The organism is Paracoccus sp. M683 (assembly GCF_007096355.1).
Lineage (GTDB): Bacteria > Pseudomonadota > Alphaproteobacteria > Rhodobacterales > Rhodobacteraceae > Paracoccus.
Map to the genome: position 1 here is coordinate 307,328 of NZ_VKDF01000002.1, position 21,220 is coordinate 328,547.

At 64.7% G+C, this 21,220-nt stretch carries 23 protein-coding genes, 1 tRNA gene and 1 pseudogene; 11 read left to right on the forward strand and 14 right to left on the reverse strand.

Annotation, left to right across the window (positions count from 1 at the left end):
• Positions 1–46 precede the first annotated feature (46 nt).
• Genes rbfA through truB form a run of 3 tightly spaced genes read left to right on the forward strand, consistent with a single transcriptional unit; the run spans position 47 to position 2,156 of the window.
• Positions 47–475: a 30S ribosome-binding factor RbfA gene (rbfA, locus tag FNJ84_RS04675; RefSeq protein WP_185968420.1), complete on the forward strand. Its 429-nt coding sequence runs from the start codon at positions 47–49 to the stop codon at positions 473–475.
• Entirely contained in the window at positions 450–1,220 is a 771-nt protein-coding gene (locus tag FNJ84_RS04680; protein WP_143791840.1) for a phosphodiester glycosidase family protein, read from the forward strand. The genes rbfA and FNJ84_RS04680 overlap by 26 nt, the downstream gene beginning before the upstream one ends.
• A 39-nt stretch (positions 1,221–1,259) precedes the next feature.
• Complete coding sequence (gene truB, locus FNJ84_RS04685) at positions 1,260–2,156, forward strand: tRNA pseudouridine(55) synthase TruB (RefSeq protein ID WP_143791841.1); 897 nt, start codon at positions 1,260–1,262, stop codon at positions 2,154–2,156.
• Here the strand turns inward: truB and FNJ84_RS04690 are convergent.
• The 3 genes from FNJ84_RS04690 to FNJ84_RS04700 form a co-directional block, all read right to left on the reverse strand.
• Positions 2,143–2,976: a C40 family peptidase gene (locus FNJ84_RS04690; RefSeq protein ID WP_143791842.1), complete on the reverse strand. Its 834-nt coding sequence runs from the start codon at positions 2,974–2,976 to the stop codon at positions 2,143–2,145. The two genes, truB and FNJ84_RS04690, sit on opposite strands and share 14 nt — an antisense overlap.
• Entirely contained in the window at positions 2,973–4,349 is a 1,377-nt protein-coding gene (locus tag FNJ84_RS04695) for a M17 family metallopeptidase (protein WP_143791843.1), read from the reverse strand. The genes FNJ84_RS04690 and FNJ84_RS04695 overlap by 4 nt, the downstream gene beginning before the upstream one ends.
• Before the next feature lie 85 nt (positions 4,350–4,434).
• A complete protein-coding gene (locus tag FNJ84_RS04700; protein WP_143791844.1) occupies positions 4,435–4,809 on the reverse strand; it encodes a hypothetical protein in 375 nt (124 codons plus the stop codon).
• Between the two features lie 150 nt (positions 4,810–4,959).
• Here FNJ84_RS04700 and FNJ84_RS04705 point away from each other — a divergent pair, with 150 nt between their 5' ends.
• Positions 4,960–5,607, forward strand: coding sequence for a carbonic anhydrase (locus tag FNJ84_RS04705; RefSeq protein ID WP_143791845.1), 648 nt, complete (start codon positions 4,960–4,962; stop codon positions 5,605–5,607).
• Positions 5,608–5,679: 72 nt separating this feature from the next.
• Here FNJ84_RS04705 and FNJ84_RS04715 read toward each other — a convergent pair whose 3' ends face one another.
• The 3 genes from FNJ84_RS04715 to FNJ84_RS04725 all read right to left on the reverse strand — a co-directional run bounded on the left by FNJ84_RS04715 (position 5,680) and on the right by FNJ84_RS04725 (position 9,602).
• Positions 5,680–6,615, reverse strand: a complete 936-nt coding sequence (locus FNJ84_RS04715; RefSeq protein WP_143791847.1) for a calcium-binding protein — start codon at positions 6,613–6,615, stop codon at positions 5,680–5,682.
• Positions 6,616–6,715: 100 nt separating this feature from the next.
• Positions 6,716–8,350, reverse strand: a complete 1,635-nt coding sequence (locus FNJ84_RS04720) for a DUF4139 domain-containing protein (RefSeq protein WP_143791848.1) — start codon at positions 8,348–8,350, stop codon at positions 6,716–6,718.
• A gap of 229 nt (positions 8,351–8,579) precedes the next feature.
• Positions 8,580–9,602 carry an aspartate-semialdehyde dehydrogenase gene (locus FNJ84_RS04725; RefSeq protein ID WP_143791849.1) on the reverse strand — a complete coding sequence of 341 codons (1,023 nt, stop codon included), beginning with the start codon at positions 9,600–9,602 and terminating at the stop codon, positions 8,580–8,582.
• Positions 9,603–9,778: 176 nt separating this feature from the next.
• Here FNJ84_RS04725 and FNJ84_RS04730 point away from each other — a divergent pair, with 176 nt between their 5' ends.
• Positions 9,779–10,222, forward strand: coding sequence for a RidA family protein (locus FNJ84_RS04730; protein ID WP_143791850.1), 444 nt, complete (start codon positions 9,779–9,781; stop codon positions 10,220–10,222).
• A 41-nt stretch (positions 10,223–10,263) separates the two neighbouring features.
• Here FNJ84_RS04730 and FNJ84_RS04735 read toward each other — a convergent pair whose 3' ends face one another.
• The 4 genes from FNJ84_RS04735 to FNJ84_RS04750 all read right to left on the reverse strand — a co-directional run bounded on the left by FNJ84_RS04735 (position 10,264) and on the right by FNJ84_RS04750 (position 13,597).
• A complete protein-coding gene (locus FNJ84_RS04735; protein ID WP_143791851.1) occupies positions 10,264–10,890 on the reverse strand; it encodes a glycosyltransferase family 29 protein in 627 nt (208 codons plus the stop codon).
• Complete coding sequence (locus tag FNJ84_RS04740; protein WP_143791852.1) at positions 10,887–11,927, reverse strand: glycosyltransferase family 4 protein; 1,041 nt, start codon at positions 11,925–11,927, stop codon at positions 10,887–10,889. The genes FNJ84_RS04735 and FNJ84_RS04740 overlap by 4 nt, the downstream gene beginning before the upstream one ends.
• Positions 11,920–13,110 carry an MFS transporter gene (locus FNJ84_RS04745; RefSeq protein ID WP_143791853.1) on the reverse strand — a complete coding sequence of 397 codons (1,191 nt, stop codon included), beginning with the start codon at positions 13,108–13,110 and terminating at the stop codon, positions 11,920–11,922. Before FNJ84_RS04745 ends, FNJ84_RS04740 begins: the two co-directional genes overlap by 8 nt.
• Positions 13,111–13,183: 73 nt before the next feature.
• On the reverse strand, positions 13,184–13,597 hold the full coding sequence (locus FNJ84_RS04750; RefSeq protein WP_255471041.1) for a hypothetical protein: 414 nt from the start codon (positions 13,595–13,597) through the stop codon (positions 13,184–13,186).
• Between the two features lie 142 nt (positions 13,598–13,739).
• Here FNJ84_RS04750 and leuB point away from each other — a divergent pair, with 142 nt between their 5' ends.
• The 3 genes from leuB to FNJ84_RS04765 all read left to right on the forward strand — a co-directional run bounded on the left by leuB (position 13,740) and on the right by FNJ84_RS04765 (position 16,218).
• The gene (leuB, locus tag FNJ84_RS04755; RefSeq protein ID WP_143791854.1) at positions 13,740–14,867 is read left to right on the forward strand and encodes a 3-isopropylmalate dehydrogenase; all 1,128 of its coding nucleotides are present in this window, start codon (positions 13,740–13,742) and stop codon (positions 14,865–14,867) included.
• 15 nt (positions 14,868–14,882) lie between these two features.
• Positions 14,883–15,899, forward strand: a complete 1,017-nt coding sequence (locus FNJ84_RS04760) for a DMT family transporter (RefSeq protein WP_143791855.1) — start codon at positions 14,883–14,885, stop codon at positions 15,897–15,899.
• A 242-nt stretch (positions 15,900–16,141) separates the two neighbouring features.
• Positions 16,142–16,218 (forward strand) — tRNA-Pro (locus FNJ84_RS04765).
• A 248-nt stretch (positions 16,219–16,466) separates the two neighbouring features.
• Here the strand turns inward: FNJ84_RS04765 and FNJ84_RS04770 are convergent.
• From FNJ84_RS04770 to FNJ84_RS04780, 3 genes and pseudogenes are all read right to left on the reverse strand, one after another.
• A pseudogene (locus tag FNJ84_RS04770) lies at positions 16,467–17,398 on the reverse strand (IS5 family transposase).
• 94 nt (positions 17,399–17,492) lie between these two features.
• On the reverse strand, positions 17,493–18,383 hold the full coding sequence (locus FNJ84_RS04775) for a LysR family transcriptional regulator (protein ID WP_143791856.1): 891 nt from the start codon (positions 18,381–18,383) through the stop codon (positions 17,493–17,495).
• A gap of 103 nt (positions 18,384–18,486) precedes the next feature.
• Positions 18,487–19,359 carry a dioxygenase gene (locus tag FNJ84_RS04780; protein WP_143791857.1) on the reverse strand — a complete coding sequence of 291 codons (873 nt, stop codon included), beginning with the start codon at positions 19,357–19,359 and terminating at the stop codon, positions 18,487–18,489.
• 268 nt (positions 19,360–19,627) lie between these two features.
• Between FNJ84_RS04780 and FNJ84_RS04785 the strand changes: the two genes are divergently transcribed.
• Together FNJ84_RS04785 and FNJ84_RS04790 are read left to right on the forward strand one after the other, a co-directional pair.
• On the forward strand, positions 19,628–20,002 hold the full coding sequence (locus FNJ84_RS04785; RefSeq protein ID WP_143791858.1) for a hypothetical protein: 375 nt from the start codon (positions 19,628–19,630) through the stop codon (positions 20,000–20,002).
• On the forward strand, positions 19,999–20,862 hold the full coding sequence (locus FNJ84_RS04790) for an alpha/beta fold hydrolase (protein WP_143791859.1): 864 nt from the start codon (positions 19,999–20,001) through the stop codon (positions 20,860–20,862). The genes FNJ84_RS04785 and FNJ84_RS04790 overlap by 4 nt, the downstream gene beginning before the upstream one ends.
• Before the next feature lie 22 nt (positions 20,863–20,884).
• Here FNJ84_RS04790 and FNJ84_RS22320 read toward each other — a convergent pair whose 3' ends face one another.
• The gene (locus tag FNJ84_RS22320; protein WP_255471042.1) at positions 20,885–21,010 is read right to left on the reverse strand and encodes a hypothetical protein; all 126 of its coding nucleotides are present in this window, start codon (positions 21,008–21,010) and stop codon (positions 20,885–20,887) included.
• Positions 21,011–21,090: 80 nt separating this feature from the next.
• Here FNJ84_RS22320 and FNJ84_RS04795 point away from each other — a divergent pair.
• A partial coding sequence (locus FNJ84_RS04795) for a 3-keto-5-aminohexanoate cleavage protein (RefSeq protein WP_143791860.1) occupies positions 21,091–21,220 on the forward strand: 130 nt, incomplete at its 3' end.

The window sequence follows — 21,220 nt, forward strand, 5'->3', positions numbered from 1 at the left end:
TGCTTATCCCGTTGCGGCACGCCCCGCGACCCCTTACATCGGACGGATGGCACAGAAACACCACACCCACGGTTCCGGTCCCTCGCAGCGACAGTTGCGCGTGGGCGAACTGATCCGCCGCACCCTGTCCGACGTGCTGATGCGCGCGGATGTGCATGATCCGGATCTGAACCGCCACTCGATCACCGTGTCCGAGGTCAAGGCCTCGCCCGACCTCAAGGTCGCCACGGCCTATGTCCTGCCGCTTGGCGGGCGCGATGCGCAAGACGCGCTGGTCGCGCTGCGCCGCAACGCACCCGAACTGCGCCACCATATCGCCAAGGCGATGACGCTGAAATACGCGCCGCAGCTGCGCTTCGTGCTGGACGAGACCTTTGACCGCATGGATGACACACGCCGCATGTTCGCCGACGAGCGCGTGCGCCGCGATGTGGAACATCACGACGAGGATGACGACGATTCCGAAGGAAACTAACCGCTGGCAGCGGCTTGGGCTGGCGGCGGGTTTTCTGCTGGCCTTTGTGATCCCCGCATCGGCCGAGGGCTGCGGCAAGCTGGCCCATGACGGGCAAAGCTATGTCATCTGCGAGGTGCAGGCACCCGAGGAACCGCGCCTGCGCCTGTGGCAGGATGATGCCGAGGGTGCCCCGCTGAGGAATTTCAACGCCGTGCGGCGGATGCTGGCCGGTGGTGAAAGCCTGCGTTTCGCCATGAATGCAGGGATGTTCCACGCCGATTACAGCCCCGTCGGGCTGCTGGTGATCGAGGGCGACGAGCGCCACGGCATCGTCACGGCGGGCGGAGGCGGTAACTTCGGCATGCTGCCCAATGGCGTCTTTTGCACCGGCGGCGCGCGACCCTTTCAGGTGATCGAAAGCCGTGCCTTTGCGGCGGCCCGGCCTGATTGCCGGCTGGCCACCCAATCGGGGCCGATGCTGGTGATCGACGGCGAATTGCATCCGCGTTTTCTGGTCGACAGCGACAGCCGCTATATCCGCAATGGTGTCGGTGTGTCGCCCGATGGCCAGACCGCCTATTTCGCCATTTCCGACAAACCGGTTACCTTCCACGAATTCGGGCGGCTGTTCCGCGACGGGCTGGGTGTGCGCGACGCGCTGTATTTCGACGGCTCGATCAGCCGGCTTTACGCACCGGGCCTGAACCGCGCCGATTTCGGGCGCAGCCTTGGCCCGATGATCGGGCTGGTTGACGGCGGCTAGGCGCAGGGCTATCTCGCGCGCTTTCCAAAGGGGCAAGGCATGGCACGCAAGAAGGGTCGCGACATCAATGGCTGGCTGGTGGTGGACAAGCCCGCCGGCGTGACCTCGACTTCGGTTGTGGCCAAGGTGCGCTGGGCGCTGGATGCGAAAAAGGCCGGCCATGCCGGCACGCTGGACCCCGATGCGACCGGCGTGCTGGCGGTTGCACTGGGCGAGGCCACAAAGACCGTGCCCTATATCACCGACGCGCTGAAGGCCTATGACTTCACCGTCAACTGGGGCGCAGAGACCGCGACCGACGATGCCAGTGGCGATGTGGTGCGTCGCAGCGATGCCCGCCCGGATGCCGATGCCATCCGCGCGGCCCTGCCCGGTTTCACGGGCGAGATCATGCAGGTCCCCCCGGCCTTCTCGGCGGTCAAGGTCGATGGCGAACGCGCCTATGACCTCGCGCGCGAGGGCGAGGCGGTGGAACTGGCAGCCCGTCCTCTGTGGGTCGAGGAATTGACCCTGACCGAAACCACGCCAGACACCGCCCGGCTGTTGATGGTCTGCGGCAAGGGCGGCTATGTGCGCTCGATCGCGCGCGATCTGGGTCGGGAACTGGGTTGTCTTGGCCATGTCGCGCATCTGCGGCGGATCTGGTCGGGGCCGTTTGACGCCGAAAAGGGCGTGGCTTTCGACCGCATCGACCGCGAGGCGCAGGACTGGCTGGAAAGCCAGTTGATGCCGCTGGAAATTGCGCTGGAGGACATGCCGGCCCTGCGCGCCACGGCCGAGGGCGCGGTGCGCATCCGCAACGGCAATCCGGGGCAGGTGACCGGCACCGCAGAATTTGGCGAGACGGTCTGGGTGGGCGATGCCGACGGGCCGCTGTGCATCGGGCGCTATATGGGTGGTCAGGTTCACCCTGACCGCGTGTTCAACCTGCGCTGAAGCGTCGGGCGCCCTGAAAGGGGCCTTCGCCTGCGGCTTCGATCCGGGCCTTGGCGGCCTCGATTCCCTCGATGGTGACGGCCATGGTATGCGCATTGGCGTGGATCATGCGGTCCGCGTCGATGACCATCGCCACATGGCGCGGCCAGAACAGCAGATCGCCGGGTTGCGGTGCGCCCTCGACCGGCTTGCCGGCCTTGCGTTGCAGGTCGGTATCGCCGGGGCAGGCGATGCCGCAGGCGGCCAGCGCGCATTGCACAAGGCCTGAACAGTCGATGCCCCAATCGCTGTTGCCGCCCCACAGATAGGGCGTGCCCAAAAGGCGCAGCGCCACCGCCACCGGGTCGGTTTCGTCCCGGTCGGTGATGTGCTGGACAGGAACATAGCCGCCTGTGGCGAGGCGGGCGAATTTGCCCTCGAACCCCTCGACGGCCAGCCGGGCGCCGATGGACAGGGCGAAATACTGATGCGTCTTCATGTCGGGGGCGGGGTAAAGATGCGTCGCTGCTGCGCTGACGCGATGGGTCAGGGGCGGCAGCTGGTCAGACAGCGCGGCCCCCGTGGTCCAGCCGCAATAACCATCGGCGGCGGCTTGCACAAAAAACCAGCCATCTGGGCCTTCCTCGTCGATCACGGTGACATCGGCACCGAAATTCAGCTGCCGGTCGCGCGCCCCGGCGGGCGTGCGGCACAGTTCCGCCAAGGGCACGGCCACGCGCATCGGCACGCCGTCCGTATAGGCGGGCCGGTCCAGAACACCGTGCAGCGAGGACAGCGCAATGCGGTCGGTGGCGGGGGTCAGGCGTGGATCGCCGTTCATGCCAGCACCTGTGGCAGGGCGGCCAGCAGCGCTCGCGCGCCCTGTCCTGTGCCGCCTTTCGTCCGGCCCGGCGCGGGTTTCGGCGCCCAGCCATAGATATCCAGATGAACATAGCGCCCCGCGCCTTCGGCAAAGCGGCGCAGGAACAGGGCGGCAGTGATGGATCCGGCCATGCCGCCGCCCGGCGCATTGTCCAGATCGGCGATATCGGGTTCGATCAGCGGCTCGTAAGGATCCCAGAAAGGCATTCGCCACAGGGGATCGGCGACCGCCATCGCCGCCGATTGCAGCGCCGTCGCGGTGGCGTCGTCGTCGCAATAGAAGGGCGGGATATCGGGGCCAAGCGCCACCCGCGCCGCGCCGGTCAGCGTGGCATAGCTGACCAGCAGGTCAGGCTTGCTTTCTGCCGCCAGGGCCAGCGCATCGGCCAGAACCAACCGCCCCTCGGCATCGGTGTTGTTGATCTCGACCGTCAGGCCCTGGCGGCTGGTCAGCACGTCACCGGGCCGGAAGGCATTGCCCGCCACCGAGTTTTCCACCGCCGGGATCAGCACCCGCAGCCGCAGCCGATCGGTCGCGCCAGTCAGCGCCAGCATCTTCACCAGCCCCAGAACCGTCGCCGCGCCGCCCATGTCCTTTTTCATCAGCGCCATGGAAGCGCCGGGTTTCAGGTTCAGTCCGCCGGTGTCGAAACAGACGCCCTTGCCCACCAGAACCAGCGTCGGGCCGTTGTCGCCAAGGGTCATGTCGATCAGCCGCGGCTCTTGTGCGGCGGCCCTGCCGACGGTGTGGATCAGCGGGAAGTTGTCACGCAGCAACGCCTCGCCCGTGGTGACGGTGATCTTTGCGCCGATCTGCCCGGCCAGATCGCGGGCGGCCTGTTCCAGCGCATCGGGGCCCATGTCATTTGCCGGGGTGTTGATCAGGTCGCGGGTCAGAAACTCGCCCGCCGCGATGGCCAGAAGCCGCCCGGCATCGACACCATCAGGCGCCACCAGCCGCGCCTTGGCGCCGCCGCCGGCCTTGTAGCGATCAAAGCGATAACTGGCCAACAGCCAGCCAAGCGCGGTTTCGTCGGCATCCAGCCAATCGGGCAGGTTCATCAGCCGCCAGTCGCCCGCCGGCAACCCGCTGGCCGCGCGGGCCAGAAGGAAACGGTCGCGCTTTGCCCGCGCAGGATCGCCCAGCCCGAACAGTGCCCCGCGCAGCCCGCCATCGGCCGATGGCAGCAGGCAGATCTGGCCGGCATTGCCAATAAAGCCGCTGGCATCGGGCCAACCGCCGGCCTGCGCCGCATCGGGGACCGGATCGCCCTTGGCAACGGTCCACAGCGGCAGGGTCTCGGATGAGGGCGGGGCAAATTCTGGCTGCATGATCGGCCTTCTGGCTGCTGTTGCGCCCGCCAGACTACACCGCCCGCCGCGCCCTGCAAGCCGAACCGCCCCCCTGAACGGGCATCTAGCCGCTGCCGCATTCCCAGATCTCGGTCAGTGAGCGGTTGCCCACCCGCGCCAGCCGCGCCCGAACCGCCATCAGCGAGTTCATGTCGCGCCGTTCGATGCACGAGGCCAGATCGACCGCCACCCCCGCCAATGAGGACAGCCCTACCTGCCAGGCCAGCCGCGACAGCCGCTCGGCCAGGGTGATCGCATCGGCCAGCCGCTGCGTTTCCAGCGCCGTCTCGATATCGGTCAGCAGCACCGCCATCTGTTCCAGCGACAGACCGATGACATTCTGGGCGGCATGTTCGCCCAGCTCGTTCACGATATCGCCGACGCGCCTTGCGTCGACATGAATGGCCTCATCAACGGCCAGTGCAGTTACCTGCGCCATAACAAACCTCCAACAAGCATGTCCCCACACGTTCGGGCAAATTGCCCCGTTTCCCTGAAGATTCCGTTATCGCCGGGCAAAGAAACCGCTCGAATTTTCGACGAATGCCGCCTATCACGTCGCTGGAAACGCATAGAGTTCGAGGCCGACATGAACGTGACACGCCCTCTGCCGAAATATCTGGTGCAGCGATATCATGGCTGGAAGGCCACGGTTTATTCGGAAAACAAGGCCTGGTATCGGCGCCTGGCCGAGGATGGGCAGCGTCCGCGCGCCATGGTGATCTCGTGCTGCGACAGCCGGGTGCATGTCACCAGCATCTTTGGCGCCGATTCGGGCGAGTTCTTCATTCACCGCAACATCGCCAATCTGGTCCCGGCCTATGCCCCCGATGGCGAGCCGCATGGCACCTCGGCGGCGGTGGAATTTGCCGTCACCTCGCTGCGTGTCGCGCATCTGATCGTCATGGGGCACACCCAATGCGGCGGCGTGGCGGGCTGCCATGCGATGTGTTCAGGCCACGCCCCGGAACTGGAGGATAAATCCAGCTTTGTCGGCCGCTGGATGGATATTCTGCGCCCCGGCTATGACCGGATCAAGGACTTGCCCGATGATCAGCAGGTCAGCGCGCTGGAACGCGAGGCGGTGATGGTGTCTATCGACAACCTGATGACCTTTCCCTTCGTCAAGGAAGCGGTCGAAAAGGGCGAACTGACGCTGCACGCGATGGTTCACAACATCGCCGATGGCACGCTGGTTCAGGCCGAGGGGCCGCGCGGAAATTTCGTCGAGGTCTGATCCGGCCTGACCAACAGAAAAGGGCCGCGACCTAAGCCGCGGCCCTGTCGGGCAGCCGGACCCGGACCGGATTCAGAGAAGAAATTCGTCGTAGGTATAGTCGCCCGACGAGATCCCGGCACCGTCGCCGATGACCACGGCGAAATCCGAACGCCCGTCATTGTCGGTATGGCCGTAAAGGATCGTGCTGCCATTGCTGTTTTCCAGCCAGACAGTGCCAGCGGCTTTGCTGGAGGAAAAGACAAAGGCCTGATTGCCCGACAGGTTTTCGTTGGCGTCAATGTCGCGCAGGTCGATCACATCGCCGCCGCGCACGCCCACGCCCTCGAAGGCAATGGCGCCGTCACCGGCGGCTATTGCGTCGATGCCCGAGGCGTCGGAATCGGTCGTCAGGTTGAAGTCAAAGACATCGGCGCCCGGCCCGCCGATCAGCCGGTCAGCGCCCGGCCCGCCGTTCAGCACATCGGACCCGACACCGCCGCGCAGCACGTCATTGCCGATATTGCCGAACAGCCGGTCATGGCCGCTGCCGCCCAGCAGCGCGTCACCGCCCTGCCCGCCATACAGAAAATCCTTGCCGCCGCCGCCATGCAGGATGTCCCGGCCCTTCATGCCGTTGATCGCATCGCCATAGACGGTGCCGTTCACGGTGTCATTGCCATTCGTCGCATAGCCGGGCGTCAGCACCAGCTTATAGGTTCCGGTCGCGTTGTTGCCCTGTTCGCCGACGAGCAGATCGTAATTCGCCGTGCGATTGACCGTAAAGGTCAGCTGTGCGTCGCGATTGACGCCATTGACGATGTCATCGTTGAACAGCAGCGGATTGCCGGCACTGTCCAGCAGCCGCAGGTTCGGGTCCGCCAGCGTGCCGCCGCCTGAATAGGATCCGCTGACCCTGGCCGTATAGGTCAGCCCCTCGATCAGCGTGGTCTGGAAGGAATCGGTATCGCCGCGGTGGTCGATGTTGCTGCGCGTCGTATAGCCTGTATTCAAACGAAATTCTGCCATGCTCACACTCTCGCCACGAGGGGCGCCTGTTCTTGTTTCGATGCCGCCTGACTGGCGGTCCGATGCTGAACGTTCGTCGGCGCCCTTTGTTTCATCACCATTAGTCGAGCAGTTCGTTACCGTCCGGCCAGCGCATGTCCGTGGTCAGCATGATCTCGCGCGTGTCGCCGGCTGCGATGGGCGCCTGCCAATACAGCACGCCAAGACGGCCATCGGGATCGGTCTCGGACGGTTCGGGTTCGGCCGACCAGTCGACGCGCAACTGTTCCTGACGCGAAACCGGGATGCGATCAACGACCCGCAGTGGCCATTCCTCGGCGGTCAGGTTCCGCACGATCAGCGTGGCGGTTTCATGCAGCGTGGTCTGGCGGCGGATCAGGCCGCTTTCGCCCTCGGTTTCCTCGGGCAGGCGCAACTCGGCCTGCAAACCGTCGATCGGGCCAAAGCCAAAGCGCAGATCATCGCCATCGGCGGTCAGATCGACAAAGCTGCGCCCGACCAGTGCCCCATCGGCATAAAGCGTGACCGGGCCGGGCAGGATCGGTTCGCCCGTGGTATTGACCGTCTCGGCCACCAGATAGGCGCGGTCGTCAAAGCGGGGCGCGGCTTCGGCAATGACCTCGGGCGTCAGCGCCTTGTCGTCCAGCGTCAGCCGCAGCGCGTCGACGCCGTCGCGGATGGTCACGGGGCCGTCGTAGTCATAGATGACGGTGACGCCCATGGTCGACATCTTGGCCTCGGCGATGGGCGCGGCCATGGCCGGCGCGCCATGCAGCACGCCGGCCATATCGGCGGACATTTCCATCGTTCGCCGCTGGTTTCTGTCGCGGTCGGGCTGGCCAAAGCGCGGCATCCATGATGGCACCTCGGTCGGCGCGGTTTGCGATTGCGGTCGGGCGGTCGACAGCGTCAGCGCGACATCCGACCAATCCTCGCCGCTGCTTTGCCAGACACTGACGCCGCGCTGCATGGTCAGCGTATCGGCGCTGCGGTCGAGGCGCAGATCATAATCGGGTTGCCAGCCAGCCGAAGGCACAAAACCGGTGATCGAGACCGAAGCCGGCTGATCCGTCGCCTGAACGGTCAGGACCAGGGTTTCCGACTGCGCCTGCTGGACTTGCGCGCGCAGCGCGGCCAGTTCGGCCTGTGCGCGGCCGATGGCATCCAACAACGGCTGGCGATCAGGTTCGCGCATGGCGATCTGATAATCCTGTTCGTCGGCCCGATTCAGCAGATCCTCGATCAACGCGCCCATCTGCTCGACCGTGTCGGGAATCTCGGCGGCAGGCAGGCGGCTGTCGCCCTGCAACAGGTCGCGGGTGATCTGCGCCCGCTGGCGCAGGGCCTCGGCGCGGGTGCGCAGGGCCTGACCAGCACGGTCGAAATCGCGCAAAGCATCCTCGGCCGCGCGCAGCTGGTCGCGGGCGGCCAGAATGGCCGGGCTTTCGGGCGCATGGTCGGGCAGGGCGCGGGCCGATTGCAGCTGGACCGATCCGAGCGTCAGGTTTTCCGCCTGAATGCGCAGCGCCGCGGGATCGGTGCCGACGGGCAGGCCGGGGATAACCAGATCATGTTGGCCGGCAGGCGCGGACAGCTGAAGCGTTCGGGTGACGCTGGCGCCCTGTGGGTACAGGATGACGCTGCTGACGGGCGCCGGCATGTCGATGCGGTCGGCCAGTGCTGCCGTTGCGGGCAGAAGGGCGCAGAAGGTCAGGGAAAAGGTCGTTGGTTTCATGCCGGTATCCACTTGTCACTACGCCGGCAGTTTCAGCGAGCCAGCGCCCCGTGACAAGCGCGCCTGTGGCCGCGCGCCGAGATGTCGCGCGAATGTGTTTCTGAAAGATCCACCATCAGCCAGCGCGGTGCACGACAAGGATTGAGCAATCTGTCCCGCAAAAAAGGCGGCAGAGACAAATCCCCCGCCGCCTTGCAAATCGTGTGTTCCGGCCAGAAACTCAGCGCGATCAGCCCTTTTTCAGCATCCGGTTGCCCAGCAATTCGGCGATCTGAACGGCGTTCAGCGCCGCGCCCTTGCGCAGGTTGTCGGCCACGATCCACAGGTTCAGCCCGTTTTCGATTGTGGAATCCTGCCTGATGCGGCTGACATAGGTGGCAAATTCGCCCACGCTGTCGATGGGCGTGACATAGCCGCCCGGCTCGCGCTTATCCACGACCAGAAGGCCCGGCGCCTCGCGCAGGATGTCGCGGGCTTCGTCCTCGTCCAGAAAATCCTCGAACTCGACATTTACCGCCTCGGAATGGCCGACAAAGACGGGCACCCGCACACAGGTCGCAGTGACCTTGATCCTGGGGTCCATGATCTTCTTGGTCTCGGCCACCATCTTCCATTCCTCGCGGGTGGTGCCGTCTTCCATGAAGCTGTCGATCTGGGGAATGACGTTAAAGGCGATCTGCGCCGGAAAGACCTTTGGCGCGACCTCTTGCCCCGGCACATACATGCCCTTGGTCTGGTTCCACAGCTCGTCCATCCCCTCTTTTCCGGCGCCGCTGACCGATTGATAGGTCGAAACGACGACGCGCTTGATCCGGGCGCGGTCATGCAGCGGCTTCAGTGCCACGACCATCTGCGCGGTCGAGCAGTTGGGGTTGGCGATGATGTTCTTGGCGCGATAGCCCTCGATCGCGTCGGCATTCACCTCGGGCACGATCAGCGGCACGTCGGGGTCATAGCGGTAAAGCGAGCTGTTATCTATCACGGTGCAGCCGGCCTTGGCGGCAAGCGGCGCGTATTTCTTGGTCGCGTCCGAACCGATGGCGAACAGCGCAATGTCCCAGCCTTCGAAATCGAAACCGTCGATATCCTGGCATTTCAGCGTCTTGTCGCCAAAGCTGACTTCGGTGCCGATGGACCGGCGCGATGCCAGCGCGGCGATCTGATCGACCGGAAATTCGCGTTCGGCGAGGATGTTCAGCATTTCGCGGCCCACATTGCCCGTGGCGCCGGCGACGACGACTTTATAGCCCATCAAGGGATTCCTTTTCATGCGGTGCCCGCGCCATTAGCGCAAACAGTCCAAATATGGAAGGCGCGCAGACCTGTCCGCAGGCACCTTCGTCAACGGTTGACCGACATATGGTGCTGGATCAAGCTGGTTTCAGGGTCTGGGGTGGATCCGGGATATGTGAGAAAGGGAATTTCATCATGCGACAGCTTGTACTGGTCGGCGTCTTTGCCGCGCTTGTATCGCCGGCATTCGCCCAGGAGACGCCTGAATTTCTGAACTCTGAGGGCATGCCGCCCGATCTGCCTTTCTCCGAGGCGGTGCGCCTTGGCGATACCGTCTATCTGTCGGGCCAGATCGGCAATCTGCCCGGCACGCTGGATCTGGCCCCCGGCGGGATGGAGGGCGAGGCAAAGCAGGTTATGGACAATGTCAAAGCCGTGCTGGAACGGCATGGCCTGGGCATGCAGGATCTGGTGAAATGCACCGTCATGCTGGCCGATATGAGCGAATGGGGCGCCTTCAACGACATCTATCGGACTTATTTCGAACCGGGCCGTTTCCCGGCCCGCGCAGCTTTTGGTGCGAATGGGCTGGCCGTGGGAGCCAAGGTCGAGGTTGATTGCATCGCCGCTGCGAAATAGCCGGCGCGGGGCAGGGATAACAGCGGATCAGTCAGGCCGGGTCAGTCGCCCGGCCTGATCAGTCGCAGCCGCGCGTCGGTGGCGGACAGCCCTGCGACCCAGTCCGCCTCGGCCGAGAAATCATGCGGCACCTGATCGGCCCTGCGGCGGCCTGACAGGCTTTGGCTGGCGAAAAAGTCAAAGCCATACAGCGTCAGCCCGGCCAGATCGGACCGCAGCAACAGGTCGATCATCATCGCCCCGGTGGTGGGCGGCGCGCCAAGCTGATCTTTCAGCGCGTTGTAATCGGCCAGGGGGTGCAGGTAGAAACCGGGGCTGGTCGCGGTCTGCCAGTCCAGACGCTTCCGCTTGGGCGACATCCACAGCACGCGGTCCGGTGCGATACGGTCGCGGTCGGCGGCGTTCAACCGCGTGGCGAGGGCCAGCCAATCCGTGCGACTGCCGTGGCTTTCGGGGCTGGGCATGGGTGCGCGGTTGATGCGGATCACCAGATCGGCGGCGTCGATGGCCGCGCCCTGCCGCCCCTCGGTCAATGCGCGGGCATTGCCGACCAGCGCGACCTGCTGATCCGCCAGTCCGGCCAGCAGCGCGGCCTGCGGCACTGACATGCCGGCCAGCAGCGGCTCATCCCCGAAAAGCCGGGCGAAATGAAAGCGCAGCGGGGTCATGGCGCGCGGTCCAGCAAGTCGCGATAGATGGCGACAAGGGCGCGGGCCTCGACCTCGATACCGTGGTTTTCGATGGTATGGGCACGGGCCGCGCGGCCCGCCGTCGCCATTGCGGCGGGATCATCCAGCCAGCGGGCAATGGCCGATTGTAGTGCCGGGCCGTCCTCGGGCGCAATCAGGGTGCCGGTGTCGGGGGTCAGCAATTCCTCGAAGGCGCCGACACGGGTGGCCACGACGGGCACGCCGCAGGCCATGGCTTCAAGGGGCGTCAGGCCGAAACCCTCCCACCGCTGCGGGGCGACGTAAAGGTCCAGCGCGCCATACCAGTCGGCCATGCGGTCCACTGTCACCTCGGGCAGAAACAGGATGCGGTCCGACAGGCCGGCGGCGGCGACCTGAGCTTTCAGATCGGACAGATAGCCTGTGTGCTGTTCGGTGGCGCGGCCCATGACCAGCGCGGTGACCTGCGGACGAGAGGGCAGCAGCGCCAGCATCGCATGAACAAAATCGCCCGTGCCTTTTCTGGCGCGGATGCGACCGTAACAGCCGACCAGCGTTTGCCCGGCAGGCAGGTTCAGCCGCGCGCGCAGCGCCTCGCGGTCGGCGGGCGGGGCGAATCCATCGGTGTCGATGCCGTGATGAATGACCGTGGCAGGGTGGTCCAGATAGGCCGCGCCCTTGGCCGATGTCGCGACAAGCGCGTCCATCCCGTTGATCAGCCACTTGGTATAGCCCGAATGTGCCCGTTGCGAGGCCGAGGTGAACAGCAGCCGGTATTTGCGTCGCAGCACATGGCGCAGGGCCAGGCCCAGCAACATCTCGGTATTGCGGCGGGCGTGCCAGACGCGCCAGCGGTCGCGGGGCAAGGTTGCGGCGCGGATCAGCGGGATATGCGGCACTTCGGGCGGCAGGCCAGGCCCGGTGGCGCGGATCGGTATCATCCGGGCCTGCAAGGGCACAAGGCGAACCACGGTGGCGGTGACGCCCGACAGCCGGCGTTTCAGGTTGGGCGCGATGACCAGCGGGGTTTCACTCATCGGGGGCCTCGGGGGTCAGGAAATAGATCAGAAAGCCGATGCTCAGCGGGATCAGGAAGAACAGGAACAGCAGCGAGAACACCTGATCGGGCGTGCGCCCATCGGCCGCCCAACGATAGACCGGACGCGAGGCGAATTGCATTACCCCGACGCCGGCAATCGAGATCATGTTCAGAAAGGTCACGCCGCGCCCGATCAGATGTGTTGGCAGGAAAGGCCGCGCATGGGTCATCTGCACCGCATAGCTTGTGCCGGCCAGCCCGATCAACGCCAACAGCACCATGGCCAGCCTCAGCCCGGCATCGGGCCTGAAGGCCAGCGCCGCCAGCACCGCCATCGTTCCCGCCGTCGCGATCATCAGCGTGCGCCGCGCCCCGCCCAGAAGCCGCGAGGCCGGACCGACGAGGAAATTGCCGATCACCATTGCCAGCCCCATGGCCAGCGTTGCCCGACCGATGATGCGGGCATCGGCGCCATAGACCTCGGCCAGATAGGGCGCGGCCCACAGGCCACGGATACAGGCCGAAACCGCATAGCTGATCGCCAGCAAGGGCAGCATCAGCCACAGCGCGCGCACGCGCAGCAGTTCAGCCAGCGAGCCACGCGGATGATCGTCGCCCAGCCTCTCGGGGTCGCGGACGAACAGCGCCACCGCGGCAGCGACGGCAAGGGTCACGCCGGCCAGGCCCCACAAGGCCTGTCTCCAGCCGATTGCGTCGATCAGCCAGACCAGCGGCGCGGCGCCAAGGATATTGCCCAGGGATCCGGCCCCCACCATCATCCCCGCAAGCGAGCCGAATGCCGCCGCCGGATATTCGCGGGCAAAGATGTAATACGGCCCCATCAATGCGGGTGAGCAGCCGATGCCCAGCAGCGCCATGGCGACATGCAGGTGCCAGGGCGCAGTGGCCAGCGCAAAGATCGCGGCCCCGCCTGCCCCGCCAAGGCCCAGCAGCACCGCCACGGTGCGGCGCGGGCCGATATGGTCCAGCGCCCAGCCTACGGGCACCTGCATCGCCGCGAAGGCGATGAACCACATGCCCGAGGACAGGGCCAGATCATCGGCTGTCGCGCCAAGCTCTTGCCCCAGGACAGGTGACAGAACCGCCAGAAATGCGCGGTAGAACTGGCTAAGCGTATAGCCCAGCACAAGGCTGATGATCGAGGCCGAGATGACCGGCATGTGTCCTCGCTGCTTTTCGGGCAAGCTGCGACATGACCGGGCGATGCGCAAGTGGCTGGGCTGGACGGCCCGGTCAGTCGGTCGCGGCCTCGGTCGCGCCACCCATGCCGACCAGCCGGTCGATCAGGGGCTTGGCCTTGGGTCCGACCCGGTCACAGACTGCCGGATCGTCCAGCAGGGCGAAGGCCGGGCCGTAATAGGTGCGGTCGTAATCGCCCGGATCCATGCCCAGCTTGGCCGCCAGCAGGTCGCTTGTTCCGGTCATCAGCGTCCATTCGCCATTGCTGACCGGATAGTCGGGGCAGTTCGAGGTGATGACGTTCACCTCGGCCAGTTCTCGGGTCAGCGCCTCGGCCTGGGATTCGCTGAGACCTGAAATGTCGGGCAACGGCACTGACAGCCGGTCCTCGGCCCGCGCAACCTGCGCGCCGACCAGCAGAACGCCCGTCAGCACGACCAGCACCATGATCGCGTCCCAAAGTTTCATATCTGCCTCGATTGCCCTCAGGTTGTCAGTTGCTGGTCATCCCGCCCGATCACACCGCGATCCGCAACCAAATTCGGCGTGAACTTGACCAAGAGGCAGCGCCGGCCTAGTGCAACAACGACAGTGCTTAGAGGAGGCCGCGATGTCCGACAGCTATTCCCTTTTGATCCTGCCCGGCGACGGCATCGGCCCCGAGGTCATGGCGCAGGTCACCCGCGTCATCGACTGGTTCGCGGCAAATCGCGGCATGCGTTTCGATGTCAGTCAGGATCTGGTTGGGGGTGCGGCCTATGATGCCTATGGCGCGCCGTTGGCCGACAAGACGATGGCCCGCGCGCAGCAGGTCGATGCGGTGCTGCTGGGTGCCGTGGGCGGGCCGAAATACGACGTGCTGGATTTCAGCGTCAAACCCGAACGCGGCCTTCTGCGCCTGCGCAAGGAAATGGACCTGTTCGCCAACCTGCGTCCGGCGCAATGCTTTGATGCGCTTGCCGATTTCTCGTCGCTGAAACGCGAGGTGGTGGCCGGTCTGGACATCCTGATCATCCGCGAACTGACCAGCGGCGTCTATTTCGGCGAGCCGCGCGGCATTCATGCCGACGACAACAATCCCGATAACGAAGGTGGCCGCGTCGGCATCAACACCCAGCGTTACACCAGTGGCGAGATCCGCCGTGTGGCCCGCGCCGCGTTCGAGCTGGCGCGCAAGCGCAGCAACAAGGTCTGCTCGATGGAGAAGGCCAATGTCATGGAATCCGGCATCCTGTGGCGCGAAGAGGTGCAATGGGTCCATGACAACGAATATCCCGATGTCGAACTGACCCATATGTATGCCGATAACGGCGCCATGCAGCTGGTTCGCAAGCCGCAACAATTCGACGTGATCGTGACCGACAACCTGTTTGGCGACATCCTGTCGGACGCGGCGGCGATGCTGACCGGGTCGCTGGGCATGCTGCCCTCGGCCAGCCTCGGCGCGCCGATGGCCAATGGTCGGCCCAAGGCGCTGTATGAACCCGTGCACGGCTCGGCCCCCGATATTGCCGGTCAGGGCAAGGCCAATCCGATCGCCTGCATCCTCAGCTTTGCCATGGCGCTGCGCTATTCCTTTGATCAGGGCGATGCGGCGGCGGAACTGGAACGGGCGGTCGAAACGGTGCTGGCCAATGGCGTGCGCACGGCCGATCTGATGGGCCCCGAGGGCGGCGTTCCGGTTTCGACCGCGGGAATGGGCGACGCGATTCTGGCGGCGCTGGATTCCGGTCGCTGACGGGCAGGCATCGCGATGGGCGGCGTCAACAACAGCAAGGCCGCGGTCATCGCGCTGGTCGCGATGGCAGTCTATGCCACGCATGACGCCGTCATCAAGGCGCTGGGCGGTGAATACCCATCGCATCAGATCCTGTTCTTCTCGCAGCTTCTGGCCTTCCCGCTGGTCGCCGTCATCCTGCTGAGCGACCGCAACGAGGCCACGCTGCGCCCCAACCGCCCCGGCTGGGTCGCCGTCCGCTCGATCTGCGTGGTGATCGCGGGTCTGTGCGGCTTTTTCGCCTTTTCGCAACTGCCCATGGCGCAGGTCTATGCGATCCTGTTCGCAACGCCCCTGATGGTGACGGTGCTGTCCATCCCGATTCTGGGCGAAAAGGTCGGCATCCACCGATGGGGTGCCGTCATCGTCGGCTTGACAGGGGTGATGATCGTGCTGCGCCCCGGTCAGGCCGATCTGACCGCTGGCCATCTGGCGGCGCTGGTCGGGGCGGCTGCCAGTGCGCTGGCCTCGGTCATCGTGCGCAAGCTGGGCACGTCCGAGCGGGCGGTAGTGCTTATGCTGTGGCCGATGCTGGGCAATTTCGTGTTGACCGGCGGGATGCTGGGCCTGGCCTATCGGCCGATGCCATTGGGCGATCTGATGCTGGCCGGGATGATTTCGGTCCTTGGCCTGATCGGCGGCTTTCTGGTGATCCGCGCCTATCGCACGGGCGAGGCGGCGGTGGTTGCGCCGATGCAATATTCGCAGATCATCTGGGCCACGATCTTTGGCTGGTTCATCTTTGGCGAGGGGCTGGATGCCGGCACCCTGATCGGCACGGCCATCATCATCGCCTCGGGGATTTATATCGTCTGGCGTGAGGGCAGCGGCGGTCAATCGCAGAACCGCCCGGTGATCGCGGCGCGCATGCGCCCCGAGACCGTGACGGCCCCGAAATCGACTTTGCTGCAACGGCTGGTGCCGGGGCGAGACCAGTCGTCCGATCCGGCCGAGAAACCTGCGGCCGATACGTCAGGGGCGGATCGGCGCTAGGTTTCCGGCCTCGCGGCCCTTTGGGGACGGGCCCCGAAATTCACGATCAGCGGGCGGGGCGGGCTGTGCCCTTTCCAACCTGCACTGCGCGCCTGCGGCATCGGCGGGACAAATTCGGGCCTTGGCAGTTGCTGGGTCATGCGAAGGCAGCTCGACCTGACACGAAATCCAAGGCCTGGCGGAAAGGATCCCGATTCCCCTTGCATTCCTGCCCGCCCCACGCTACCTGCCCCTCCTACGGTCGGAGCGTAGCGCAGCCTGGTAGCGCACCTGCTTCGGGAGCAGGGGGTCGGAGGTTCGAATCCTCTCGCTCCGACCAGATTTCCCGTTATGGCGTTTCAGGAAGGTTTGCTTTCTGTTTCAAAGGACGGCCTATCCCGCCAGGATGCCGCTCTGTTCGTTCCAGGCTCTTGGACAGGGTACGCGCCACGCGAAACTGCGATCAAGCCGCCTGGAAGCCCACGGATCGCAGCCGTGATCGGCCCGAAGCTGACGTTCGTAACAGTCTTGAACGGCGTTATTGCAGAAGTCGGCGCCAAGACGTGATGCCCCTTTCCCCAACCAAGATCAGGCCACGCGTTCGATCTCGGCGGTGCCGAGGGCGTTGAAGCGGTTCATCAGGGCAACTCGGATGTGGATCTCGGCGGTCTGGCGATCGGGATCCCTTGACGCGATCCGTTCGCCGAAGGACCCCAGGTTTCTCATCCGAGCTTCGATCTTGCTACGGACATGATATCCGGACCACCGCTTCCAGATCGTCCGGCCGAGGCGCCGGGTCGCCCGCAGGATGTCGTTCCTGGCGAGCGCAGCCGGCAGTCCTCCTTCCAGAGGCGGCCGTTCTTGCGGATGGGAATGGCTCCCGTGGCGTCGCGCGCCAGGATCGCCGAATGGCACCTCCGGGTGTCAAAGGCGCCATCGCCCGTTACGGTGCCAATTTCCTCGCCATCCGGTATCTGGTCGAGGAGTTCGGGCAGGACAGGGCTGTCGCCCTCTCGGCTGGAGGTGAACTCTACCGCCCGGATGTCGCCTGTCGCGGCATCCATGGCCAAATGGACCTTGCGGTACTGGCGGCAGCGGTGGGTGCCGTGCTTCCTGGCCAGCCACTCGCCGTCGCCGAGAAACGTGATCCCGGTGCTATCCACCAACAGCTTCAGGGGGCCCTGGGTCCGGCGGAACGAGAGCTGGACGGTGATCGTCTTCTGGCGCCGGCTGCGCGTGGAAAAGTCGGGTACCGTCCAGTCCAGCCCTGCCATCTTGAGGATGCTGGAAACCAAGCCCGTCGTTTACCGGAGCGGCAGGCCGCAGAGCACCTTCACCATCAGGCTAAACTGGATGGCCGCGTCGGAGAACACGGGCGGACGCCCCGGCTTGCCGCATTTCGGAGCGAGCCAGGCCATATCCGGGTCCAGCCAGACGAGCAGCGACCCGCGCCGCTTCAGCGCGTCGTTACAGGATTTCCAGTTCGTCGTACGATAGCGGGCAGGTTCGGGCTTCGTCATGGCAGGCGCTTAACCCACCGGATTCACGCTGTGAATCCCGGAAGTCGATGAGTTCTGCAACAACGCCTATGGTGGGCTTGATTGAGTCTGCGACCTAGAACGTCTTTTTCGAGACGGCTTGCGCCAGTTTCACGAAATTCTTGACATGCACGCCTTGCTCATCAATGCGGTAATTGACCGAAAGCTCGGTCGCGCCAAGTTCCGGCATGATGTTCAGAAACCGGATGCCGGCGCGCTGTGCGCTGCGCACCGATTCGGGGATGATGCAGATGCCCTCGCCAATGGCCACAAGGCTGAGCGCCGTCTGAAGATCCTGGCTGAAGACCCGCTTTTTGAAGTCCAGCCCCCGCTCCTTGCAGCGCTCCAGCACGAAATCGGCATAGTTGGGACGCGGAAACTCGGGATAGAGGATCAGGTTGCCATCGGTCAGCCGGCCAAGGTCGCAGGTCTGATGATGGCCGGTGTCCAGCGTGTCGGGCACGGCAACGATCAGCGGCTCTTCGCGCAGCTTTCTGGTCAGAAATTCCTTGTCGCTCAGCGTCGGGCGGGCAAAGGCCACGTCGATTTCCCGCCGGATCAGGCTGCGATACAGCTGGGCGTTGTTCATCGGAATCAGGCTCATCGCGACCTCGGGATAGGCGGCGCGGAAGGATTTGATGATATTGGGCAAAATCCCGAATGTGGCCGAACCGACGAAGCCCACCCGCAGCCGGCCGGCGGCGCCCTGACCGATGCGCCGCACCTCTAGCCGGGTGTCCTCCAGATCGCGCAGAATGGCCTGGCCGCGTTCCAGCAGCCGTTCGCCCGCCTGGGTCAGGGTGATCGCGCGGTGGCCGCGGTTGAACAGCACGGCCTCCAGCTCGTCCTCGAACTGCTTGATTTGCCGCGACAGCGGGGGTTGGGCCATGCCAAGCCGCTCGGCCGCGCGGCCGAAATGCAGCTCTTCGGCCAGCGTCACGAAATAGGTCAGCTGCTTCAGGTTCATCGGACCCCCCTTGCGATTGAAACTACCCCAGTTTCGGCCTGGTCGCGCCAAAAATAAAACCCCCACAGGGCGCGGGGGTTTTGCTGTCATCATCCTGCAAATGTCAGGCTGCCTTGGCGGCAGAGGCTTGCTGCGGTTTCAGGACGAAATCGAAATTGACATACAGGTCCTGGTCGAGTTCTTCGCCTGCCTTGTTGAACTCGGCGACCAGACTTTCCTTGACCGCAAAAACCGAGTCGTTGTCCAGCCAGTCGCTGCTGCTGTCAAAGACCTGGCTGATCAGCGTGCGATAGCCATCCTTGGCCAGGATGAAGTGGATATGGCCGGGCCGGTTCGGATGATGGCCCATCGCCCGCAGCAATTCGCCGGCGGTTTCATCATCGGGGATCGGATAGGGCACCGGGCGCACGGCGCGGAAGGCGAAATGGCCGTTCTCGTCGGTCTCGAACCGGCCGCGCAGGTTGAAGTCGGGCTGATCGGGGTCGTGGTTTTCATACAGGCCGTTGGGCGCGTCCTCCCAGACATCCAGCGTCACGCCGGCGATACCCTTGCCGTCCGCATCACGGACATGGCCCTCGAAATAGACCGATTCCTGATTGTCGAACGCCTTTTGCACGGTCGAGGCGCCCTTGGGCAGGACCGGCGGGTTTTCGCGGTAGAACGGCCCCAGAACCGAGGATTCGCTTTCAATGCCAGTGGCCGGGTGGGTCAGCATGTCGACCAGCACCTCGATGCCCAGAATATCGCCCAGCAGGATGAATTCCTGCCTCTTGTCGCTGCTAAGCTGGCCGGCGCGGGCCAGGTAGTCGCAGGCGAACAGGAACTCGTCATGCTGCAATTTCACTTCGCGGCAGAAATCATGCATATGGCGGATCAGGCCGGTCATGATCTCGCGGTTGCGCTGGGTGATCTGGCCGTTCTGGCCAAGCGAGTTGATGACCACATCGGTGACGTTCTCGATGGTAACATTGCGCATCGGTGTTTCTCCTCCATAAGCCTGCAATGCGTTGGGCCACCCACAGCTTGCGTTCGGCTGGCCCTGTGTCATCCATTCTTGGCGGCTTTGCGGGCACCGACCAATGCCCGCATCAGTATGGTCCGATACCGTGACCCCGCAGGCAAGCCCTATGCCATCATTGCGATGGGTATTGCAGGATACCCGGCGCGACATTGCCCCCTTGGGCGCGGCGCATCAGTCTGGGCAGGACAGATTTCGCAATATTCGACAAGGAAAGGGGGGCGTCATGCTTGATCGCCTGACGACGATGAAGAAGCGTCTGGATGACACGCCGCATCTGCTGCGGCTTGGCCGGCTGTTTTCGGAAACCGTGCTGCTGAAGGTCGGCGAGGACGAATATTACCTGACCTTCGACAAGGGGGCGCTGGCCGGCATCCAGCCGGGGCCAAGCCGCAAGACGCCCTGGCGTTTCGCGCTGATCACCGATGCCGAGGCGCTGGAAAAGTTCTGGCAGCCCCGGCCCGAGCCGGGATTTCACGACATTTTCGGCCTTGTGAAGATCGCCCGCGGCCGGATCGAGGGCGACATTCTGGCGCTGGTCAAGAACCTGCGATTTTTCAAGGAATTCATGGCCCTGCCGCGCGAGGAGATGGCGAAATGACCAGTCGGATCGAGCCCATTGCCGGGCGCTATGTCACCGTCACCCTGTCGGGTGTGCCCCATCGCATCTATTTCGAAGAGGCCGGGCAGGGTCGCCCCGTCTTGTGCCTGCACACGGCCGGCGCGGATACGCGGCAATGGCGGCATCTGATGAATGATCCTCAGGTGACCGCGAGCAACCGGCTGATCGCCTTTGACATGCCCTGGCATTGCAAATCGCTGCCGCCCGAGGGTTTTCAGACCCAGGAATACATGCTGACGACCGAGGCCTATATCGAAACCGTCCTGGCCATGGTCGACGCGCTTGGGCTGGATCGTCCGGTTCTGGCGGGCTGTTCCATGGGCGGGCGCATCGCCCTGCAACTGGCGGCGCTGCATGGCGACCGGTTTTCGGGATTCATCGCCATCGAGGCATCCGATTTCCAGTCGGCCTGGTATGACATCGACTGGTTTCACCGCCCCGATGCCCATGGCGGCGAGATGGGGGCGGCGCTGGTCTCGGCCAATATCTCGCCCCACGCGCCCGAGGCCGAGCGCTGGAATACGCTGTGGATGTTCATGCAATCGGGTCCGGGCGTCTTTCGCGGCGATCTGTCCTTCTATACCCGCGATGAAAGCCTGATCGGGCGGTTGGGCCGGATCGACACCGCGCGGACGCCGGTGCATCTGATCGTCGGCGCCTATGACCTGACCTGCACGCCCGAGGACGCGCGCCGCACCGCCGCCGCCATTCCCGGCGCCACCCTGGCCGTCATGGACGAGCTTGGCCATTTCCCGATGAGCGAGCATCCAGACGGATTCCGCCCCTTCTTCATCGAGGCACTGGGCAAGATGCCGTTGGTATCGGCTGCCGCAGCCTGACCCGACCATAGCCAGAAAGGGATTAGCCATGTGCAAGAACCACGACAACCCGTGCCCCGGCTGCCCCGGCCGGTCGCTGGCCGATGCGGAAGGGATGTTCCTGACCCCGGATGAACCCGGCGGCGCCAGCGGTCAGCGCAATCACCATCCGGCTTCCTCCGCCTATCCGACCGATCACCCTGAACCGGGCCACACCCTTTCGGGGCGCGCCACAACCGGACAACCGACATGACCACGCCCTGCATTATCTGTGTTGCCATCACGGGCAGCCTTCCGACCAAGTCGAACAACCCAGCGGTCCCGATCACCGTTGCGGAACAGATCGAATCGACCCATGCCGCCTTCGAGGCCGGCGCCT

Bases quoted from the DNA above. Each gene is read 5' to 3' on its own strand.
- rbfA (WP_185968420.1), top strand. From the start codon at position 47: ATGGCACAGAAACACCACACCCACGGTTCCGGTCCCTCGCAGCGACAG.
- FNJ84_RS04680 (WP_143791840.1), top strand. From the start codon at position 450: ATGACGACGATTCCGAAGGAAACTAACCGCTGGCAGCGGCTTGGGCTG.
- truB (WP_143791841.1), top strand. From the start codon at position 1,260: ATGGCACGCAAGAAGGGTCGCGACATCAATGGCTGGCTGGTGGTGGAC.
- FNJ84_RS04690 (WP_143791842.1), bottom strand. From the start codon at position 2,976: ATGAACGGCGATCCACGCCTGACCCCCGCCACCGACCGCATTGCGCTG.
- FNJ84_RS04695 (WP_143791843.1), bottom strand. From the start codon at position 4,349: ATGCAGCCAGAATTTGCCCCGCCCTCATCCGAGACCCTGCCGCTGTGG.
- FNJ84_RS04700 (WP_143791844.1), bottom strand. From the start codon at position 4,809: ATGGCGCAGGTAACTGCACTGGCCGTTGATGAGGCCATTCATGTCGAC.
- FNJ84_RS04705 (WP_143791845.1), top strand. From the start codon at position 4,960: ATGAACGTGACACGCCCTCTGCCGAAATATCTGGTGCAGCGATATCAT.
- FNJ84_RS04715 (WP_143791847.1), bottom strand. From the start codon at position 6,615: ATGGCAGAATTTCGTTTGAATACAGGCTATACGACGCGCAGCAACATC.
- FNJ84_RS04720 (WP_143791848.1), bottom strand. From the start codon at position 8,350: ATGAAACCAACGACCTTTTCCCTGACCTTCTGCGCCCTTCTGCCCGCA.
- FNJ84_RS04725 (WP_143791849.1), bottom strand. From the start codon at position 9,602: ATGGGCTATAAAGTCGTCGTCGCCGGCGCCACGGGCAATGTGGGCCGC.
- FNJ84_RS04730 (WP_143791850.1), top strand. From the start codon at position 9,779: ATGCGACAGCTTGTACTGGTCGGCGTCTTTGCCGCGCTTGTATCGCCG.
- FNJ84_RS04735 (WP_143791851.1), bottom strand. From the start codon at position 10,890: ATGACCCCGCTGCGCTTTCATTTCGCCCGGCTTTTCGGGGATGAGCCG.
- FNJ84_RS04740 (WP_143791852.1), bottom strand. From the start codon at position 11,927: ATGAGTGAAACCCCGCTGGTCATCGCGCCCAACCTGAAACGCCGGCTG.
- FNJ84_RS04745 (WP_143791853.1), bottom strand. From the start codon at position 13,110: ATGCCGGTCATCTCGGCCTCGATCATCAGCCTTGTGCTGGGCTATACG.
- FNJ84_RS04750 (WP_255471041.1), bottom strand. From the start codon at position 13,597: ATGAAACTTTGGGACGCGATCATGGTGCTGGTCGTGCTGACGGGCGTT.
- leuB (WP_143791854.1), top strand. From the start codon at position 13,740: ATGTCCGACAGCTATTCCCTTTTGATCCTGCCCGGCGACGGCATCGGC.
- FNJ84_RS04760 (WP_143791855.1), top strand. From the start codon at position 14,883: ATGGGCGGCGTCAACAACAGCAAGGCCGCGGTCATCGCGCTGGTCGCG.
- FNJ84_RS04775 (WP_143791856.1), bottom strand. From the start codon at position 18,383: ATGAACCTGAAGCAGCTGACCTATTTCGTGACGCTGGCCGAAGAGCTG.
- FNJ84_RS04780 (WP_143791857.1), bottom strand. From the start codon at position 19,359: ATGCGCAATGTTACCATCGAGAACGTCACCGATGTGGTCATCAACTCG.
- FNJ84_RS04785 (WP_143791858.1), top strand. From the start codon at position 19,628: ATGCTTGATCGCCTGACGACGATGAAGAAGCGTCTGGATGACACGCCG.
- FNJ84_RS04790 (WP_143791859.1), top strand. From the start codon at position 19,999: ATGACCAGTCGGATCGAGCCCATTGCCGGGCGCTATGTCACCGTCACC.
- FNJ84_RS22320 (WP_255471042.1), bottom strand. From the start codon at position 21,010: ATGGTGATTGCGCTGACCGCTGGCGCCGCCGGGTTCATCCGGGGTCAG.